This window comes from Devosia lacusdianchii (assembly GCF_022429625.1).
Taxonomy (GTDB): Bacteria; Pseudomonadota; Alphaproteobacteria; order Rhizobiales; family Devosiaceae; genus Devosia; species Devosia lacusdianchii.
In genome coordinates this window covers 443,315-463,134 of record NZ_CP092483.1, presented here as the reverse complement: position 1 = coordinate 463,134, position 19,820 = coordinate 443,315, and the positions used below count along the sequence as shown (strand labels likewise).

At 63.6% G+C, this 19,820-nt stretch carries 16 protein-coding genes; 4 read left to right on the top strand and 12 right to left on the bottom strand.

The window, feature by feature from the left end:
* Positions 1–17: 17 nt before the first annotated feature.
* From MF606_RS02295 to MF606_RS02285, 3 genes are read right to left on the bottom strand one after another with little or no spacing between them, the layout of a single operon-like run.
* Positions 18–1,082 carry a D-TA family PLP-dependent enzyme gene (locus MF606_RS02295; RefSeq protein WP_240232006.1) on the bottom strand — a complete coding sequence of 355 codons (1,065 nt, stop codon included), beginning with the start codon at positions 1,080–1,082 and terminating at the stop codon, positions 18–20.
* Positions 1,079–1,855, bottom strand: coding sequence for an SDR family oxidoreductase (locus tag MF606_RS02290; RefSeq protein WP_240232004.1), 777 nt, complete (start codon positions 1,853–1,855; stop codon positions 1,079–1,081). Before MF606_RS02290 ends, MF606_RS02295 begins: the two co-directional genes overlap by 4 nt.
* Before the next feature lie 50 nt (positions 1,856–1,905).
* Positions 1,906–2,289 carry a RidA family protein gene (locus MF606_RS02285; RefSeq protein WP_240232002.1) on the bottom strand — a complete coding sequence of 128 codons (384 nt, stop codon included), beginning with the start codon at positions 2,287–2,289 and terminating at the stop codon, positions 1,906–1,908.
* Between the two features lie 195 nt (positions 2,290–2,484).
* Between MF606_RS02285 and MF606_RS02280 the strand changes: the two genes are divergently transcribed.
* Positions 2,485–3,942: a M81 family metallopeptidase gene (locus MF606_RS02280; protein ID WP_240232000.1), complete on the top strand. Its 1,458-nt coding sequence runs from the start codon at positions 2,485–2,487 to the stop codon at positions 3,940–3,942.
* Positions 3,943–4,129: 187 nt separating this feature from the next.
* Here the strand turns inward: MF606_RS02280 and MF606_RS02275 are convergent, their stop codons facing one another.
* From MF606_RS02275 to MF606_RS02245, 7 genes are all read right to left on the bottom strand, one after another.
* Positions 4,130–6,142: a beta-N-acetylhexosaminidase gene (locus MF606_RS02275; protein ID WP_240231999.1), complete on the bottom strand. Its 2,013-nt coding sequence runs from the start codon at positions 6,140–6,142 to the stop codon at positions 4,130–4,132.
* Positions 6,143–6,304: 162 nt separating this feature from the next.
* Positions 6,305–7,171 carry a MurR/RpiR family transcriptional regulator gene (locus MF606_RS02270; RefSeq protein ID WP_240231998.1) on the bottom strand — a complete coding sequence of 289 codons (867 nt, stop codon included), beginning with the start codon at positions 7,169–7,171 and terminating at the stop codon, positions 6,305–6,307.
* A 158-nt stretch (positions 7,172–7,329) separates the two neighbouring features.
* Positions 7,330–8,406 (bottom strand): ABC transporter ATP-binding protein, encoded by a 1,077-nt coding sequence (locus MF606_RS02265; protein WP_240231997.1) that lies wholly within the window; start codon positions 8,404–8,406, stop codon positions 7,330–7,332.
* A gap of 95 nt (positions 8,407–8,501) precedes the next feature.
* Positions 8,502–9,683: an ABC transporter substrate-binding protein gene (locus MF606_RS02260; protein ID WP_240233933.1), complete on the bottom strand. Its 1,182-nt coding sequence runs from the start codon at positions 9,681–9,683 to the stop codon at positions 8,502–8,504.
* A 135-nt stretch (positions 9,684–9,818) separates the two neighbouring features.
* The gene (locus MF606_RS02255; RefSeq protein ID WP_240233932.1) at positions 9,819–10,661 is read right to left on the bottom strand and encodes a carbohydrate ABC transporter permease; all 843 of its coding nucleotides are present in this window, start codon (positions 10,659–10,661) and stop codon (positions 9,819–9,821) included.
* A 92-nt stretch (positions 10,662–10,753) separates the two neighbouring features.
* Entirely contained in the window at positions 10,754–11,641 is an 888-nt protein-coding gene (locus MF606_RS02250) for a carbohydrate ABC transporter permease (protein ID WP_240231996.1), read from the bottom strand.
* Between the two features lie 11 nt (positions 11,642–11,652).
* Positions 11,653–12,807 (bottom strand): Gfo/Idh/MocA family protein, encoded by a 1,155-nt coding sequence (locus MF606_RS02245; protein WP_240231995.1) that lies wholly within the window; start codon positions 12,805–12,807, stop codon positions 11,653–11,655.
* Positions 12,808–13,216: 409 nt separating this feature from the next.
* Between MF606_RS02245 and MF606_RS02240 the strand changes: the two genes are divergently transcribed.
* From MF606_RS02240 to MF606_RS02230, 3 genes are all read left to right on the top strand, one after another.
* Positions 13,217–13,696 carry a hypothetical protein gene (locus MF606_RS02240; protein WP_240231994.1) on the top strand — a complete coding sequence of 160 codons (480 nt, stop codon included), beginning with the start codon at positions 13,217–13,219 and terminating at the stop codon, positions 13,694–13,696.
* Between the two features lie 235 nt (positions 13,697–13,931).
* Complete coding sequence (locus MF606_RS02235) at positions 13,932–15,113, top strand: MFS transporter (protein WP_240231992.1); 1,182 nt, start codon at positions 13,932–13,934, stop codon at positions 15,111–15,113.
* On the top strand, positions 15,113–16,546 hold the full coding sequence (locus MF606_RS02230; protein ID WP_240231990.1) for a M81 family metallopeptidase: 1,434 nt from the start codon (positions 15,113–15,115) through the stop codon (positions 16,544–16,546). The genes MF606_RS02235 and MF606_RS02230 overlap by 1 nt, the downstream gene beginning before the upstream one ends.
* A gap of 164 nt (positions 16,547–16,710) precedes the next feature.
* Here the strand turns inward: MF606_RS02230 and MF606_RS02225 are convergent, their stop codons facing one another.
* Entirely contained in the window at positions 16,711–17,181 is a 471-nt protein-coding gene (locus MF606_RS02225; RefSeq protein WP_240231989.1) for an Lrp/AsnC family transcriptional regulator, read from the bottom strand.
* Positions 17,182–17,415: 234 nt separating this feature from the next.
* On the bottom strand, positions 17,416–19,800 hold the full coding sequence (locus tag MF606_RS02220; protein WP_240231987.1) for a transketolase-like TK C-terminal-containing protein: 2,385 nt from the start codon (positions 19,798–19,800) through the stop codon (positions 17,416–17,418).
* Positions 19,801–19,820 lie beyond the last annotated feature (20 nt).

Below are 19,820 nucleotides of genomic sequence, written 5' to 3'. Positions count from 1 at the left end.
GCGGTCCGTCGGGGATATCAATCCACTCTCCCCCGCGCCACCACGGCCACCGTCTCGACCAGTTCCCCGCCCCGCACCAGATGCACGCGGTCGAACAGGTTGGTCACCGGGCAACAGTGATTGGGGATGATGGCGATCTGCTCGCCGATCTTGGGCCCACCATCGGCATAGGCGGACACATCCAACGTGCCGTGCTCCTCGCTCAGCCCGACGATCTTCGCCTCGGGATAGGCGGGGATATAGCCGTGCCCGACCAGTCCGAGCAGGTCGCTGGTCAGGGCCTTGCTGCCGGCATCGATGATCGCCCGGCCCGATGTCGGGTGGCTGACCACGGTCGCCAGCACGGTCAGCGCGCAATCGTCATAGCTGGCCGCGCCCGCCGCCACCTGCGAGCGGTCCATATAGATATAGGTGCCGGGCCGGTATTCGGTGGCGACGCCGGCTTCGTCGGCATGCCAGATATCGGGCGTTCCGCCCGTGGTGATGACAGGCATGGCGATTCCTGCGGCGTCGAACAGCGTCTTGGCCTCTGCCAGCCAGGCGGCGGCCGCCTTGTATTTTCCGGCCGCCGGATAGGTCATGAGGCCGTGGAATTCCAGGCCCGGTGACGCCATGATCGTCCGCGCCAGCGCCAGCGCTGCCGCCGGGGTCTGCACACCGCAGCGGCCCATGCCGGTATCGCATTCGACCAGCACGCCCAGCGGCCGGGCCGAACCGGCGAAGGTATCCGCAAGGCCGGCAACGCATTCCCCGCTATCGGCCACAACCCGGATGGTCACCCGCTCGTTCAGCGCCTTGAGCCGGGCCAGCTTGGCCGCGCCGATAATGTTGAAGGTCAGCAGCATGTCGGTGATGCCGGCATCGGCCATCACCTCGGCCTCGCCCAGCTTCTGCACGGTAATGCCCACCGCGCCCAGCTCGATCGCCCGCTTGGCGAAGCGCGGCAGCTTGTGGGTCTTGATGTGGGGCCGCAGCTTGAGGCCGTGGCCATCGGCAAAATCCTGGGCGCGCTTGAGGTTGGCCTCGACGCGGTCGATATCGATGAGCACGGCGGGGGTATCGAGTTCGGAAATAGCGGTCATTTTCCCCTCAGCACTTCATCGACGAAACGGAGATTACCGGCGGTCAGCCCGGCATCGACAGGCAAGACGGTGCCGGTAATACCCGATGCCGCGTCGGAACAGAAGAACACCGCAGCATTGGCGACTTCAGTCGGCGACACCATGCGGCCCAGCGGGTAATGCGGCAGCACGTTATCAAGCAGGGTCGGATCGGCGGCAAGGCGATGGTCCCAAGCCGGGGTGCGCACCGAGCCGGGGCAAACCACATTGGCCCGTACCCCCTCCCCGCCGCGTTCCACCGCGATCGCCTTGGCATAGGCGACGAGCCCGGCCTTGGCGGCGGAATAGGCAGGATTGCCATAGTGCGCGATGGCATTGACCGAGGAAATGAACACCAGGCTTCCGGCGCCGCGTTCGGCCATGGCCGCCACGATCGGGTCGGTCATGGCATAGGCACCATTGAGGTTGATCGCCAGCTCGGACGCCCAGACGTCGTCATCGACCTGACCCAGGTGTTCGGCACGCGAAAAGCCGGCATTGGAGACAACCGCATCGGGAACACCGAACGCCGCCAGATGGCGCTCGATGCTGGCGCGCGTTGCCTTGGGATCGGCCTGGTCGAACAGCACCTGGCCGGCGAGATCGAGCCCATCGAGCATCCCCGCCTCACGATCAGCGCCGATAACGGCGGCGCCAGCCGCACGGAAGCTGGCCACCAGCGATCGGCCAATGCCGCCACCAGCGCCGCTAATGAGAACCGTCTTGCCGTCGAGGCGGAAGGGGGAAGATGTCATGTTGTCCTGTCGGTCAGCTTTGCCACACCAAATTGCCGTGGTTGGGGGCTTTACGGCCCCTTATACGCCACGCATTCGATCTCGACCTTGCAGTCGACCATCATATGGCTCTGCACGCAGGCGCGAGCCGGCGGGTGATCACCGAAATAGCTCTTGTAGACGCCGTTGAAGCTCCAGAAGTCGCGCGGATCATCCAGCCAGACGCCGCAGCGCACCACGTGTTCGAGCCCGTAGCCGGCCTCTTCCAGGATGGCGATGAGGTTCTTGATGGTAAGGTGCGTCTCTTCGACAATGCTGCCGCGCACGATTTCGCCGTCCTTCATGGCCACCTGGCCCGAGACATAGAGCCAGCCACCGGCTTCCACGGCGCGCGCGAAAGGCAGGTTCTGGCCGCCCGCACCCGACTTCTCCGCACCATAGCGCTTGATCGGCATTGCAATACTCCTTGTCGATTTCTGAAAGCCAATTTCGTTGAGGCCGACCATATCCACTGAAAACCGGCATTTCGCCTGCAAAATGCCGTCACGAATGTAAATTTCTTACGTGATTGATCGCTTTACCCTGTGCTAGCTTGGCATCTGGGCGGCTTCCGTCCAAGCCTGTTCACTCACACTTCTTGCGAGTTCCACGTGCGCGTCTTCACCGCCGCCCTGGCGACCGAAACCAATACCTTCTCCCCCATCGCCATCGACAAGCGGGCGTTCGAGGCTTCGCTCTATGCGCGCCCGGGAGAGCACCCGGCAACCCCCACACTGTGCACCGCGCCGATCACCGTTGGCCGCGAAGTCTGCGCCCGCGAGGGCTGGACCCTGATCGAGGGCAGTGCCAGCTGGGCCGACCCGGCAGGGCTGGTGGCGCGGGCCACCTTTGAGGAACTGCGCGACGAAATTCTCGACCAGCTCCGCGCGGCCATGCCGGTCGATGCCGTCGTTCTGGGCCTGCACGGCGCCATGGTCGCCCAAGGCTATGACGATCCGGAAGGTGACCTTCTGAGCCGCGTCCGCGACATTGTCGGCCCCGATGTGCTGGTCTGTGCCGAACTCGACCCCCATAGCCACCTGACAGCCAGGCGCGTCGCTGCCGCCAATTTCTTCGTCGTCTTCAAGGAGTTTCCGCATATCGACTTTGTCGATCGGGCGCGCGACCTGTGGTCGATCGCGGTGCGGGCGCTCAAGGGCGAGATCAAGCCGGTCATGTCGGTGTTCGACTGCCGCATGATCGATGTGTTCCCCACCTCCAAGCAGCCGATGCGCGGCTTTGTCGACAAGCTCTATGCGCTCGAAAAGTCCGAGCCGGGCCTGCTGTCGCTCTCGGTCATCCATGGCTTCATGGCCGGCGACGTGCCCGAGCTGGGCACCAAGATCATCGCCGTTACCGACAACAATCCCGGCAAGGGCGCGGCTTTTGCCGAGACGCTGGGGCGCGAGCTGTTCGACATGCGCGGCACTTTCATGGTCAAGCAGGTCGACGAGAAGGTCGCTGTCGATGCTGCCCTCGCCGCACCGAAGGGCCCTGTGGTCATTGCCGACGTGTGGGACAATCCCGGCGGCGGCACGGCGGGCGATGCGACGGTCATTCTGGCCGAACTGATCGCGCGTGGCGTTACCGACGTTGCCGTTGGCACCGTCTGGGATCCGATCGCGGTGCAGATCTGCATGGCGGCTGGGGAAGGCGCCGAGATTCCGCTGCGCTTCGGCGCCAAGTCTGCGCCGCATACCGGCGACCCGATCGACAAGCTGGTAACGGTCAGGCGCCTGGTCCGAAACGCGGAAATGCGGTTCGGCGAGAGCTTCGCGCCGTTTGGCGATGCAGTGTGGATCAGCTTTGACGGGATTGATGTGATCCTCAACTCCACCCGCGCGCAGAGCTTTGATCCCAGCCTGTTTTCGGTGATGGGTATCGAGCCGACGTCGCGCAAAATCCTGCTGATCAAGTCGACCAACCACTTCTACGACTCGTTCAGCAAGATCGCTGCGGAGATCGTCTATTGCTCGGCCGGCAAGCCTTATCCCAACACCCCGGCAACCACACCCTACCGCAAGGCGCGGCGGACGATCTGGCCGATGGTGGAGAACCCCTGGGCTTAGGCATCAGCGGCGAATAGCGCAGTTCCCCCCTTCTCCCCTTGAGGGAGAGGGTGTCACGAGTCTGCATCCACCGCGCGTCACCTTCGGGCTTGACCCGAGGGCTCTGTGCTTACCCGGCGTTCAGCAAGCGAAACGCCCTCGGGCCAAACCCGAGGGTGACGATCCAGCTACTTGGCTGCGCCTAAGCTTATTCCTCAGACCAATTGCCGTACATGATCGGCATGGTGCCCACGAGCGCCTTGAACCGCGGCCAGCTTTTGCGTTCGGGCAGCGTCCAGCCGGCTTCGGCGACGGCCGAGAGGCGGGGGAATACCAGACGGTCGAAGATGGCGCGGTCGGTCATCGACTCGCTCCAGATGCAGCTCTGGACGCCGAGCAGGTGCTTGAGCCCGTTTTCGGAGAAGCCGGCGCGGGCCTCGAACTCATAGGTCTCCTGCGGGCCCGACCAGCCGGCCCAGCCGGCGCCTGGTTCGGCCCAGGCGACGCCATTGGCCATGTCGAGGTAATAGCGCTGGCCGGGCGAGACGACGATGTCGAAGCCGCGTTCGGCCAGGGCGGCGTTGATCTCGACATTGCGCCAGCCGATGACGAAGGCCTTGTCCTTATCCACGGCGTCGCCGTGCGCCGCTTCTTCCCAGCCGCCAGTGATGGCGCCCTTGGACGAGATGTAGTCGTGGACGCGGCGGATGAAGGCCGCCTGGATCAGCGCAGTGGGCGAGCCCTCGATTTCGTCGGCGCCGCCGTGATTGCCGAGCTGGTTGAACTGCTTCTCGTGCTTGCGGCGCATCTCGATGCCGCCCATCTTCTCGATCATGTCGAGAGCGAGAGGCGAGCCCGACCAGGCGGCCAACGGCACTTCGTCGGCGCCGAGGTGGAAGATGCCCGCGGGGAACAGTTCCAGCACTTCATCGACAACCTTTTCGACGAATTCGTAGACCGGTTCGTAGGCGGGGTTGAGGCTGTTATTGGGGAAGCCTTGTACCGACTGGTATTCACCGGTTTCGGCCGGATCGCGCAGATGCGGCAGTGCCTGCAGGGCGGCGTAGAAGTGGCCCGGCATGTCGATTTCCGGGATGACGGTGATAGCGAGGCTATCGGCCAGGGCGACGATCTCGCGGATAACCTGCTTGGAATAATAGCCGCCGGTCGGATGCGGGCCCGAGCCGAGCAATGGCGGCAGCGCCTTGCCATGGCCGCGCCAGGCGCCGATCTCGGTCAGTTCAGGGTAGGCGTCGATTTCGACGCGCCAGGCTTCGTCTTCGCTCAAATGCCAATGGAACTTGTTCATCTTGTTCCAGGACATGAGCTTGATCAGCCGGCTGACTTCGGCGCCGGTATAGAATTGGCGCGCCACGTCGAGATGGCAGCCGCGATAGACGAAGCCGGGCTCGTCGCTGATGGTGCCGCCGGTCGGGAACAGGAAAGTCTGCGGATACTGCTTGGCGCCGCGCAGGATGTGGCCGATGGTCACGAGGCCATAGAACATGCCCTGGCGCGTGGTGGCGGCGACGGTGGCGCTGTTCTCGGCGAAGGTGACCTCATAGGCTTCGGGACCCATGCCGGTCTTGTGCACGATGGCGACCGGCATGCCCGCTTCCGACACCGGGCGAACCAGGGCTTCGACAGGGAACAGGTCGGCGACGAGGCCGGTAAAGGCCGCGGCGGCCTTCTGCGCGTCGCTGCCTTCAGGCTTGAGCTCGATGCCGGGAGGGGCGGTGCGAGCGCCCGTGGTTGCGACCGATTTCGGCCAGGGAATGATCGAGACGGGGACCGGCGCCTTGGCCGGCACGGGGAATTTCACGGTGCCCTTGAGCAGCGGCGAATTGTGGCCCTTGCCCTTGGTGGGCGCGGTCGGCAGCGTGATGATGGTGCCATCGGCGAGCGCGACATAGCCCGAATTGGCCCCGTCGCTCCAATGGCGCAGGCCATAGGAAAGCCCGCGCGCCGTGGCCGTCCAGGTCGCACCCGGCTCGAGCACATAGCCATCGGGCGGCGCGATCAGCGAGTGGTTGGAGAGGCGCTTGAGCAGCTTGCCGTTTTCGAGCGTGGCATGCGGATCGATGCGGGCGGGGCCGGAAAAGCCGAGGGTGAAGTCCTTGAGCGGCTGGTCGCCATTATTGGTGAGCTCGATGCCGTAGCCGAGCGGCTCGCCGTCCTTGGCGGGCGTCCAGGTGGTGACGAGGGAGAGGGCAATGGTCATGAGAATGCTCTTTGTGTCGGTGGCACGCCCTCGTGGTTCGAGGCTCGTGAAGAACTCGCACCTCACCATGAGGGCTACCGCTCGCTCTGTGGCCCAGTAGCCCTCATGGTGAGGCGGGAGCATAGCGACCCTCGAACCACGAGGGCGTGACGCTGTGGCCGGTTAATCCCCCAGCGGCTGGGCGTCGTCGCCGTCTCTATTGACGACGAGCTGATGCTTGATGCGCCGCATGCTGGCGACGGCGGAGGCGCCGAGCCGGGTGGCTATGGTCTGGGCCAGCACGTCGACGGTGGCGAGAAAGGCGTAGCGGCCCGGCGTCGGCCGCAGGATGTCGCTGCTCTCGTGCCAGTTGACCGGCAGCAGGATATCGGATTGCGCCGAGACGATGGAGGCCGAGCGGGTCATGACAATGCGCGTCAGGCCATACTCGCCGGCGACGGTGAGCGTCTTGGCCAGTTGCGCATTATTGCCCGATAGCGAGAACGCGACGATGACGGTGCCCGAGGGAGCAGCGGCGGCGCGCATCATCTGCAATTGATGATCGTCGGTCGAAGCGACCTTGAGGCCGAGGCGGAACAGCCGCGTTTCGATTTCGCCGGCCATCATCGAGGACGCACCACCCGAGCCGAAGGCCAGCACGAACGAGGATTTGACCAGGCTTTCCGCGGCGCGTTCGACCGCGGCAAAGTCGAGATGCTCGAAGGTCTCGTAGATGATCGACTGGATGCCGTTGATCACGCCCTGGCTGATCTCGTGCACGCTGGACGGCCCGGCCGCCGGAGCGAAATAGCGCTGACCGACGAAGCGGGACTGGGCCAGGCGCACCTTGAAATCAGCATAGCTGTCGCAGCCCAGGCGCCGGCAGAACCGGGTAACGGTGGGCGGCGATACGTCGGCATGCGCCGCCAGGTCAACAATGCTCATCTTGAGCACGCGGTCGACATCGGCCAGCACGATTTCAGTCAGCGCGCGTTCGGAGCGGGTGAATTCGTCCTTCTCGGTCTGCAGCAGGCCGACAATGTCCAGCATTCATCCCCTCCTCAGGCGGCAGTCGCATGCGAGCAGAGCTCTTATGGCCTTCTCGGTTCGAAAGACTCCACCGGAGCCTTTCGGCGGCGATGTCGCCCACCTCGAAGCGTCTCAAATCGCTCCGCCGGAGCGATTTGTCCCTGCGGGCCGCCTCGAAGTCAGTAGACCGCCAGACCCGCCTGGTCGAAGAGGTGAACCTGATCCAGCGTGAAGCCGATCTTCACCGCTTCGCCTTCGGGCACGTTGGGATCGCCCTCGAACAGGCCAACGAAATTCTCGCCTGCCGGCAGGGTCGCGTAGCTGACGGTGTGGATGCCCAGATGTTCGACGATCTTGGGCGTCATGGTCAGGGTAAAGTCGCCCTGGCCGAGCTTGAGATGCTCGGGCCGGATGCCCAGCGTCACGGACTGGCCGGCGATCGCCTTCGACGAGCGCGGCAGGCTGATGGTACCCAGCGCGCCGAGATCGATCACGGCGGTTTCGCCATCGGCCGATGTCACGGTGCCGTTGATGAAGTTCATCTTGGGGCTGCCGATGAAGCCAGCGACGAAGAGGTTGTCGGGCTTGTGGTAAAGCTGCAGGGGCGAACCGACCTGGGCGATCTCGCCGGCGTCGAGCACCACGATCTTGTCGGCCATGGTCATGGCTTCGACCTGGTCATGGGTCACGTAGATCATGGTCGAGCCGAGGCGCTTGTGCAGTTCCATCAACTCGATGCGCATCTCGGAGCGGAGCGCGGCGTCGAGGTTGGACAGCGGTTCGTCGAACAGGAAAATCTTGGGCTGGCGCACGATGGCGCGGCCGATGGCGACGCGCTGGCGCTGGCCGCCGGACAACATGCCGGGGCGGTGCTGCAGGCGGCTTTCGAGCTGCAGCACCTTGGCCGCGGCGCCGACGCGCTTGTCGACTTCGGCCTGCGGCAGTTTTTCGACGCGCAACGGGAAGGCGATGTTCTCGAACACGGTCATGTGCGGATAGAGCGCGTAGCTCTGGAACACCATGGCGATGCCGCGCTGGACGGGCGGCAGGTCGTTGACGGTCCTGCCGCCGATGACGATCTCACCCTCGGTGACGTCCTCGAGGCCGGCGATCATGCGCAGCAGTGTGGATTTACCGCAGCCCGACGGACCCACGAACACCACGAACTCGCCTTCGGAAACCTCCAGGTCGATGCCCTTGATGATGCGGGCCTCGTTGAAGGACTTCTTGAGATGCTTGAGGCTGAGTTGCGACATGGGACGTCTCCGGTCGGCGGGGCGGCTCCCGCGGGCAGGCAATGAATGAGGGTGCCGCCGCCCCTGGTGCGGGGCGACGGCCAGGTCGGAGGACCTTACTTGTACTGCTCGAGTTCGCCGGCGGCCTTGGTGAGGGCAGCGGCAGGCTCGGCAGCGCCGGTAACAACCGACTGAACCATTTCGATGATCACGTTCTGCAGGCCGACATAGTCGGTCAGCAGAGGCTCTGGGCCACCGAATTCGATACCGTCCAGGAAGGGCGCCCAATAGGGCGTCTTGGCAACCAGTTCAGCAGTCTGGGGCTCGAGCGGACGCAGGGGGGTCAGACCCTGGGCCATTTCGGCGGCCCACTGGCGTTCGCCAGCGGTGATGAACTTGGCCAGGCTGATAGCCTGTTCCTCAACGCCGGTGCCCTTGAAGACGGCCAGCGAGTCGGTGATCAGCAGGGTGCCGGGACCCTTGGAGTCCGGGCCGCCCGGCAGCGGAGCAACGCCCCAGTTCATGCCGGCTTCTTCAGCACGAAGCGCGGCACCAACGCCGGCTTCGATCATGGCGACGCCACCATCGAGCCAGATTGCGCGAACTTCGTTCTGCTCGTAGGCGGTCGGGCCTTCTTCGGAGTAGGGCACGATGTCCTTGATCGCGGTCAGGGCAGCCAGGTTGTTCGGGCTGTCGAGCACGATGTTGCCGTCGGCGTCGATCACCTTGCCATCATTGGTGTAAACCCAATGGAGGAACTGGTGCATGGTGTTGTCGAAGGTCTTGGCGACAAGGCCATAACCGGCGGCATCGGTGTTCTCGGTGATCTGCTTGGCGAAAGCGATCTTTTCTTCCCAGGTCTTGGGCGGGGTTTCCGGATCGAGGCCAGCGGCTTCGAACAGGTCCTTGTTCCAGAACAGGGCCTTGGTGGAGAAGGCAACCGGAACGCCCCACTGGGTGCCGTCGAAGGTGACGGTGTCAGGGACGTAGTTGTAATAGGAAGCCTTCTCTTCGTCGGTCATCGGAATTGGGACGATGAGGTCGTTGAGGGCGAACTGCTTGAGGGTGCGCGAGCCGACATAGGCCAGCGAAACCGGCGTGCCAGCGGCAGCCAGCGTCGTTACCTTGTCCTGGCACTGGCCCCAGCCCACGATTTCCGGCGCGACCTTGTAGCCCGGATTTGCGGCTTCCCATTCGGCGAAGTAATCGGCATAGCCGGCGGTCAATTCGTCACCGCAGTTGATGAAGGAGATTTCCTTCACGTCCTGGGCGAACGTCGCAGGGGTCGCTGCGGCCATGGCCAGCAGCGATACCGCGAGAAGTCCGGTAGTTTTTTTCACTTTTAGTCTCCCTTGTTGCACGCCCCGAGGGGCGCCTTCCCTCGGCCGGGTTCTGGCGACCCCGACCTAGAACTCGATACACCCTTGCGGGCTTTATTGTTTCACGGCGCCAGCGGTGAGACCGGCGACGAGATAGCGCTGCAGGAACACGATGACGATCATGACCGGCAGGATACCGACGAAGGACGCTGCCATCAGCTCGTTCCACTGCACTTCCTGCTTGCCGAAGAAGGCGAAGAGCCCCACCGGCAGCGGCATGAATTCAGTCTTGGAGTTGAAGGTCAGCGCGAAGATGAACTGCTGCGCATAGGCGCCGATGAAGGTCATGATGGCGACCACAACGATACCCGGCATAGCCAGCGGCAGGATGACCCGGCGCAGGGTGTAGAGGCGCGATGCGCCATCGACCCAGGCGGCTTCGTCCAGCTCCTTGGGGATGCGCATCATGTAGGTGCGCAGCAGCCAGATGGACGACGGAATGAGGAAGGCGGCGCCCGGCACGATCATCGCCCAGTAGCTGTTGAGCAGGCCCAGCTGACGCATCAGGCGGAACAGCGGGATTAGCAGCACGGCACCCGAGAACATGTTTACGGCGAGGAACGCGCCGAGCAGCAGGCCCGAACCGCCGAACTGGAAGCGGGCGAAGGCATAGGCGGCGGGCACCACGATGCAGACGACGATCAGCGTCACCACCGACGAGATGAAGAACGAGTTGAAAATGTGCATGCCCAAAGCTGGCACCGACACCCACATGCTGAAATAGGCGTCGAACGACCCGTTCTTGGGGATGAAGCTGTAGGGCGTCGAGAACAGCTGCGCGAGTGGCTTCAGCGACACCAGGAAGCCTTCGATGAAGGGCGCCAGCACGAAGAACAGGAACACGGCCATGCCGGCATACATCAGCACGATCTCGTACCACTTGTAGCGGTCGATCATGGCCTTGGCGGAGCGGGCACGGGCCTTGGCGGCTGGCTTGACCAGCGCGGAGCTGTCGGCGGCCGCGACTTCGGTTGAGCGGGCGACGTCACTCATTTGGCTTCTCCCTGCGACAGTTTCCGGACGGCACGGAAGTAGGCGATGCAGAACAGCGACACGAAGATGCAGATGACCACGGCGCGGGCGGCGCCTTCGCCGTATTTGCGGCTGCCCATGGCAGTCTTGTAGGTGTCGATGATCATGGTCGTGGTGGTACCCGAAGGACCGCCCTGGGTCAGGATCCAGATGATGTCGAACGAATTGAACGTGGCGATCATGCTGAGCAGGCTCATGGTCAGCAAAGCCGGGATCATCAGCGGCAGCGTAATGCGGCGAAAGCGATAGAAACGGCCGGCGCCATCGGTCCAGGCAGCCTCGTAAAGGTCCTTGGGGATCGATTGCATGGCGGCCAGCATATAGATCGTGACCATCGGCACGCCGATCCACACGTCGGTGACGATGGTGGCCCAGAAGGCCGAGCTGCCCTGCGCCAGGATCGGCCATGGTCCGTCGATGAGGCCGAAATTCTGCAAGAGGCCGGAAATCATGCCGAACTGGCCGTTATACATCCAGCCCCACATGAAGATGCCGATAGCCATCGGCACGATCCAGGGTGGCATGGTGAGGATGCGGAACACGGTCTGGCCGGGGATCGCTGCATTGAGCAGCGTCGCACCCAGCACGCCGATCACCATTTTGGTGGCGACCGAGAAGAAGGTCCAGATGAAGGTCCGGACGATGACTTCGGTGAAATTGCCGGCGCCGAAAATGCGCTGGTAATTGGCCCAGCCGACGAAGTCGTAAGTCGGGCGCAGGGCGGCATTGGTGAAGCTCAACACGATGGTGTCGAACAACGGGTAGGCCACGATGATGGTAATATAGATCAGAGCCGGAGCCAGTAGGGCGAAAGCGAATAGGGAAGCGCTACGGTTTCCGGTCATCTGACTTCTCCTTAGCTCGCGCGCCCGAGGGCGGCGTCGAATTGCTGCCAGATCGGGTTCATGTCGATGACAGATCGGGTGCGCATCGCCTGGTCCATGCTGAGCGCCAGCAGACCCGCCTCAAGGGCGTCGGTCACCGAAACCGGCAGCGGCACGCCTTCGGTCATGTGCTTGAGGATATCCTCGGCCATCTGCTCGTCGGCACCGTAGTGCTGGCTCAGGCCCGATGTCTTGTAGGTCGCGTCGACCAGGCGGTCGGAGGTGCGGCTATCGGTGACGCGCAGGAAATTGCGGATGAAATCGCCTTCGGCCATGCCCTTGGCGCCCATCACGGCAAAGCGCCGGAAATCATCAGGGACATTGAGGTTGGTGTGGAAGGTTAGCGCCGCGCCGTTGGCATACTGCACGATGGAGGTCTGGTAATCGATGATGTCGCCGTCGCTGTCGAACACCTTGTCGCTACCCTGCCAGCCGCTGGGCTTGCGATGGTAGACTTCCATGTCGTTGATGCCAAGGTTCTGCGGGGCATTGGCCGGCACGAAGGTGCGGCGACCGCCGAAGCTCGACACATATTGCGGGCGGCAGCCCATGACGCCGTTATAGAGATCGAGATCGTGGCAGCACTTTTCGAGCATGAAGCTGCCCGAATAGCGCTCGTAGCGGCGCCAATCGCGCATGAAGAAAGCGCCGTGATAGGGCGGAATATGCTCCGAAGCCTCGACCGAGGTCACGTCGCCGATCAATCCCTCAGCCTGCGCCTTGCGCAGATCGACATAGAGCGGCGCATAACGCAGCACGAGCCCGACCATCAGATTGTCCGAGCCGTACTGGGCGACCAGTTTGGCCAGCTCCATCGTATCTTCGACCGACGTCACCACCGGCTTTTCAGTGAAGATCTTCATGCCGCGATCGAGACCGATGCGGATGTGCTCGAGATGCATGTGGTTGGGCGAGCCGACCATCAGCAGGTCGAGCTTCTCGCTGTCGAGCATTTCCTCCAGCGAGCCAAACTGCTTGCCGACGGAAACACCGTGTTCCTTGGTATAGGGCAGACCCGCGGGAGCGGGATCCACATAACCGGCAATCGAAAAATCATCCCGCGCAGCGGAAAATACCCGCGCCAAATAGCCGAGACGGAAACCGAGGCCGATAATGCCTACCCGCATATGATGCTCTACCCTGTTAGAGCCCGCCATCTCTTTCGGATTGGTCGGGTTTTCTGTAAACGATTTTCAAGATTAGGATCGTTCCGAAAGCAATGTCAACACGAATCCGTCACAATGACAATACCAATTTAAGCCACCCCGCAACTTTGCCTAAAGAGGCAGCATTTTGTTGAAATTCTGGGCGTTTGTACCGAGCTAAGCGGCGTTTCGGGTGTGGACAATCGCCATGGAAACAGGCAGCATGTCGCAATTGGTATTCATCTGGGCTCCACGAAAAGCACACGGATGAACCCCATCAATGAAAATATGAAACACTATTGCGGCGGCGATCCGCATTGTCGCTCACGCTGATGGACCGGTAGCAGACACCCTCCCCGGCGCCCAATCAAGTCAAAGACGCGAGACAATCATGACCAGCACCAACCCCTTTGCAAACGACCCGGACCGCAGCGCCATCTGGACCATGCTGGTGGAGCGCGACATCGCCGCCTTCGTCGCCGCCGACTGGAGCATGGTGGACGGCGACTTCATCAAGGAAGGGTTTTTGGGCATTAATGGCGGTAAGTCGGGCAATCCCGACGACTGGCGCATCAGCTTCCCGACGCTGGAGGCCTATCGCGACGACTGGATCCGCCAGGCCAGGGAAAGCCAGAAGCTCGACTATGCCGAGGACGTGCTTGATGGCATCCATCGCGCCACCAGCCTGACCGAGATCGAAATCAACGGCGACATCGCCATCGCGCACAAGAAGTTCGACGGCGAGATCAAGCTCACCGACGGCGGCAAGGACGTGCTGAACTGGCAGACGCTGTATTTCCTGCGCAAGGTGGGCGGAGAATGGAAGCTGACCGGCTTTGCCGGGTATTTGCCGTATCCGATGGGTAGGTAGGGCTAGCGCGATCTGCCTCCCTCCCCCTTGTGGGGACGGAATGAGGGTGGGGGTGAGTCACGAACTCGGTACTCTGGGCCCCACCCCACCCTAGCCCTCCCATCAAGGGGAGGGAATTGCGCTGGCGCTTGGGGTGGCACGGTGCGTGCAGCCATCACCAGCCCCCTCATCCGCCCTTCGGGCACCTTCTCCCACGAGGGGAGAAGGGGACGACTGAAGCACAGAGACGACACCGATGTTTACCCCCCAGCGCCTGACGATGCTGATCTTCTTCCTGCAGCCGATTGCGTTCGGCTCGTGGTTGCCGCGTATTCCTGATGTGCAGAACGCGCTCGGACTCGGTCCGCAGGGGCTTGCGATTGCATTGCTCGGCCTGCCCTGCGGCACGCTGCTGACCTTGCCCTTTGCCGGGCCGCTGGTCGGCAAGATCGGGCCGCGGGTGGCGATCCTGATCGGCATGGTGCTCTATTCCATCGCGGCAGTGCTGCCGGCGCTGGCGCCGAGTTCGACGCTGCTGTTCATAGCGCTGATGTTCACCGGCTCGTCGCTGTCCTTCGTCGAACTGGGCCTCAATGTGCAGGCCGACGCGGTCGAGAAGGCCACTAAGACGCACATCATGACTACCTCGCACGGCTTCTGGTCAGTCGGCATCATGACAGGCAGCCTTGTTGGCTCCGGCCTCGCCTGGCTGGGCCTGTCGCCGCAGATGGCGATCGGACTGGTGGCGGTTGTGGTACTGCCGCTGGCGCTTGTTGTCGCCAGGGCGCTGCCGGTCTTTGCGGCCGAAGCGCCCCAGAGTGAAGGGCAGCGCTCAGCCTGGGCGCTTCCGAGCTGGCCGCTGCTGGGCATCTGTTTCTTCGTCTTCGGCATTACCATGACCGAGGGCGCCATGGCCGACTGGTCGGCCATCTTCCTGCGCGACGCGCTTGGCGCGACCGGCGGCACGGTGGGGCTGGGCTATTCGGTGTTTGCCTTCATGGTGGCGACGGGCCGCTTTGGCGGCGACACGCTCAAAAAGCATTTCGGCGCGGTCAACACCGCCCGCATCTGCGGCGTGCTGGCGCTGACTGGGGCCGGGCTATTGTTCGTCGCGCCCAATACGCCGCTGGCGCTGGTCGGCTTCGGCATTATCGGGCTGGGTGTATCGGTCGGCTTCCCGCTAGCCGTCACGGCGGCCGCCGGTCTCACCGATCGCGCCGCGTCGGCCAATGTCGCCATCCTCAGCTTTGTGGCGCTGCTGGGCTTTCTCGTCGGCCCACCGGTCATCGGCTTCGTCGCCGAGCATTTCGACATGCGGCTGGGCATTGCCTGCCTCGTGCCGGTGCTGCTGATCAGCCTGCTGCTGACCGGGCGGCTGGTCACCAAGGCCAAAGCCACCCCTGATAATCCCGAAGCCGAAGTTCCCGGAGTGCTCTGATGCGCATTGCTGTCGCCGGGCTGCATACCGAATGCAGCACCTATAATCCCGTCCTCGCCCGCGAGGCCGATTTCCGCGTGCTACGCGGCCCTGCCATGCTCAAGGATGCCTATTTCGATTTCCTGACGCATTTTCCGGCCGAGTTCATCACCGTGCTGCATGCCCGCGCCATTGCCGGCGGGCCGGTGGAGCGCGCGCTCTATGATCGCTGGAAAGCGGAAATCCTCGACGGCATCAGGGCCGCGTTGCCCCTCGATGGCGTTTATCTGGCTATGCATGGCGCCATGTTCGTCCAGGGCCTGTTCGACGCCGAGGGCGACTTCATCACCGCCGTACGCAATGTGGTCGGGCCGGACGTGCTGATCTCGGCCAGCTATGACCTGCATGGCAATGTGAGCCAGGCCATCGTCGACGGGCTCGACATGTTCTCGACCTATCGCACCGCCCCGCATATCGACGTGCCCGATACGATGCGGCGCGCTGTGACCATGCTGGTGCGGGCGCTCAGCACCGGGCAACGCCCCGTCGTCGCCTGGGCCCCGGTGCCGGTGCTGCTGCCAGGTGAGCGGACCTCCACGCAAGACGAGCCGGCGCGAACCTTCTATACCCAGCTCCAGGCCGTCGAAGACCCCAGCGGCATCTGGGATGCCTCGTTTCAGGTCGGCTATGTCTGGGCCGACGAGCCGCGCTCGACCGCCTGTGCCGTGGTAACCGGCACGGATCGGGCCGCGATGACCAAGGCGGCGCAGCATCTGGCGCAGGATTACTGGAACATCCGCGACCGCTTCGTCTTCGGCACCAAGACCGGCTCGATCGAGGAATGCGTCAACTGGGCCATGACCGCTTCGACCGCCCCGGCCGTGCTGGCGGAATCGGGCGATAACCCGACCGGCGGCGGCGTTGGCGACCGCGCCGAAGTGCTGGCCGAACTCATCGCCCGCAACGCGCAGGGCGTGGTGTTTGCAGGCATTGCCGACAAGGCGGCAACCGATGCGGCCTATGCGGCAGGCGTCGGCGGAACGATCGAAACCAGTATCGGCGCCAGCCTCGATATCTCCAGCAAGCCGGTCTATGCCGAAGCCGTGGTGCAGTTCCTGCTCGAAACCGATGATCCGCGCCTGCGCGAAGCCGTGGTGCGGATCGGCGGCATCGACCTGGTGCTGACGGTGCGCCGGCGGCCGTTCCACAATATCCCTGATTTCACCCGGCTGGGGCTCGATCCGCGCACGGCCAAGATCGTAGTGGTCAAGTCTGGCTATCTGTCGCCTGATCTGGGGCCGATCGCCAATCCGAGCCTGATGGCTCTATCGCCGGGCGTGGTGGATCAGTTCGTCGAGCGGCTGGAGCGCAAGCACAAGAGCGTTCAGCAATATCCGTTCGAGAAGGATTTTGCGTGGGCGCCCGAGGTGAAGTGGAGCAAGCGGGCGGGCTGAGTTAATGCCGAGTTTGCAGTCGACACCCTCCCCCTTGTGGGGAGGGATCAAGGGTGGGGGTGGACTGGCCCCAATATCGGGGCTCTCGCACCCCCTCCCAACCTCCCCCATCGAGGGGGAGGTGCCGCTCTGTGGGTGTGGCTCGGTGGTGGCACGCAGCAACATCACGGTATCGGCAAAGCCTGCGCATTCTTGACCTGCCCTAGCGCAAAACTCGATTCGATCGACGCCACGCCCTCCAGCCGGGTCAGCTTCTGCTTGAGAAAGCTCTCATAGGCCGCGAGGTCCTTGACCACGATGCGCAGCAGATAGTCCCGCTGGCCGGTCATCAGGTAGCATTCGGCCACTTCGGGCCAGGCCATGACGGCGTTGGAGAAGCGATCGAGTTCGTCTTCGCGCTGGCGCTCCAGCTTGATCGAGGCAAAGACGGAAATCGGCAGGCCGATCTTTTCCTGATCGACCACGGCTATATAGGCCTTGATGATGCCGTCGCTCTCCAGCCGCCGCACCCGGCGGGCGCAGGGCGAGGGCGACAGACCAACGGCGGCACTGAGCTGTTCGGTGGTGGCATGGGCATTGGCCTGCAATACAGCGAGGATTTTGCGGTCGATATCGTCGAGGTCGGCTTTTGGCACGGATCGGCACTTTCGCTGTGAGCCTTGGCTGAACTAGCCAGGGATGCTCATAGCGGGAGCAAGATTGGGGCGCAATCGTGAGTGGCACCAACATTCAGTCGACACCCTCCCCTTGTGGAGAGGGATCAAGGGTGGGGGTGGGTTGACCACGATATCGTGGCTCTCGACACCCCCTCCCAGGCTCCCCCATCAAGGGGGAGGTGCCGTCCGGTGGGTGAGGTACGGTCGCGTCCTTCAGCGCCCCATCAAGCTCCGTGCCGCCGTCTCGATCGCCTTCGCATCAATCCCGAAATGCGCGTAGAGGTCGTTGACCGTGCCGGTCTGGCCGAAATGCTCGACGCCCAGCGTAATGGTGCGGTGGCCGAGCACGCTGCCCAGCCAGCCCAGCGTGGCGGGATGGGCGTCGATGGCTGTCACCAGCCCGGCGCGATACGGGATATGAGCCAGCAGCGTCTCGATATGGCTGCGCGCCTCGGCATCGCCATGCAGGCGCGCCCGCTGCGCCGCGTGCCAGCCGGCATTGAGGCGGTCGGCGGAGGTGACGGCCAGGACGGCGACATTGCGACGGTCGCCGCCGATGCGGGCGGCGGCTTCGATGGCTTCGCTGGCCAGAACTCCTTGATAGGCGATGACCACCTCGCATTGCGGCGTCGGTGGATTGAGCCAATAGGCGCCCCGGATGATGCCGTCCGACAGCGCCTTGTCGACGGTGCGGGGCGGTTGCTCGATGCCGCGGGTCGAGAGGCGCAGATAGACCGAGCCGCCGGTGACGTCGCGCGGCCAATCGGCGAGATCGGGGCGGGCATCGCCGGAGCGCTGCATATAATCAAAGGCCCAGTCCATGATGACGGAGAGTTCGTCGGCAAAGGCGGGCTCAAAGCTGGCGAGGCCATCCTGGGACATGCCGATCAGCGGCGAGGCGATGGATTGGTGCGCACCGCCCTCCCCGGCCAGCGACACGCCTGATGGCGTGGCGACGAGGAGGAAGCGCGCATCCTGATAACAGGCATAGTTGAGCGCATCGAGGCCGCGCGAAATGAAGGGATCGTACAGCGTGCCGATCGGCAGCAGGCGTTCGCCGAAGAGGGAATGGCTGAGCCCAGCGGCGCCAAGGGCGAGGAACAGGTTCATCTCGGCAATCCCGAGTTCGAGATGCTGACCCTCAGGGGTAAAACGCCATTTCTGCGCGCTGGGGATGGCTTCCTTCTGGAACACGTCGACCATTTCGCGGTTTGCATAGAGATTGCGGCGATTGACCCAGGTGCCGAGATTGGTCGAGACGGTCACGTCGGGCGAAGTGGTGATGATGCGGCGGGCCAGATCGCTGTCGGTCTTGGCGATGGCGTCGAGGATTTTGCCGAAGGCGGTCTGCGTCGAGGTGGCGCCGGTGCCGACATATTGCGGGCCGATGGTAGCAACGGCTGGCGAGTTCAGGCGGCGGGATTCTGACGTGTTGAAGGGGGCATTGGCGAGGAAGGCTTCGACGGCCTTGGGATCGGCCAGGCCCTCGAACTTGTCCCACTCATGGCCGTCGCGGACATTCATGGATTTGCGCAGGATATCGATCTGCGCCCCGGTCATCTGGCCGGCGTGATTATCCTTGTGGCCGGCCAGCGGCGTGGCCCAGCCCTTGACGGTATAGGCGATGAAGACGGTGGGCCTGTCGCTGCCGGCGGCTTCGAATTGCTCGAGCAGGCTTTGCGTGCAATGGCCGCCGAGATTGGCCATGAGTTCAGCCAGTTCGGCATCGCTGCGGCGGGCAAGGAGCGCGGTGACCGCGCCCTGGTCGCCGATCTCATCGAGCAGGCGCTCGCGCCAGGCGGCACCGCCGCGGAACATCAGCGCCGAATAGATGGCGTTGGGGGCGGCGTCGATCCAGGCCTTGAGAGCTTCTCCGCCGGGCTCGGCGAAGGCGGCGCGCTGCAGGGCGCCGTATTTGAGGGTGACGACATTCCAGTCGAAGGCGCGGAAGATGGCTTCGATGCGATCATAGAGACCTTCGCGGACGACGCCGTCGAGGCTCTGGCGGTTATAGTCGATGACCCACCAGGTATTGCGCAGGCCGTGCTTCCAGCCTTCGAGCAGGCATTCGTAGACATTGCCCTCGTCGAGCTCGGCATCGCCGACCAAAGCCACCATGCGGCCTTCGGCCCGGTCGGTGCGGGCCCAGGGCTTTGCCCGCACATAGTCCTGGATCAGCGAAGCAAAGGCGGTGAAGGCGACGCCGAGGCCGACCGAGCCGGTGGAGATGTCGACATCGTCCGTATCCTTGGTGCGGCTGGGATAGGATTGGGCGCCACCAAAGGCGCGGAAGTTCTCGAGCTTTTCGAGGCTCTGCTTGCCGAACAGATACTGGATGGCGTGGAAGACCGGCGAGGCATGCGGCTTGACCGCGACGCGATCCTCGGGCCGCAGCACGCCGAAATAGAGCGCCGCCAGGATGGCCGCCATGGATGCCGACGACGCCTGATGGCCACCGACCTTGACCCCATCCACATTGGGGCGAATGTGGTTGGCGTGGTGGATCATCCAGTTGGACAGCCACAGGGCCTTCTTGGTCAGGGCCTCGATCGTCTTGATGCGCTGCTCGTTGGCCGAGCCATTGCTCTTGGCGTTCATGTCGTCTCCCCGCTATTGAA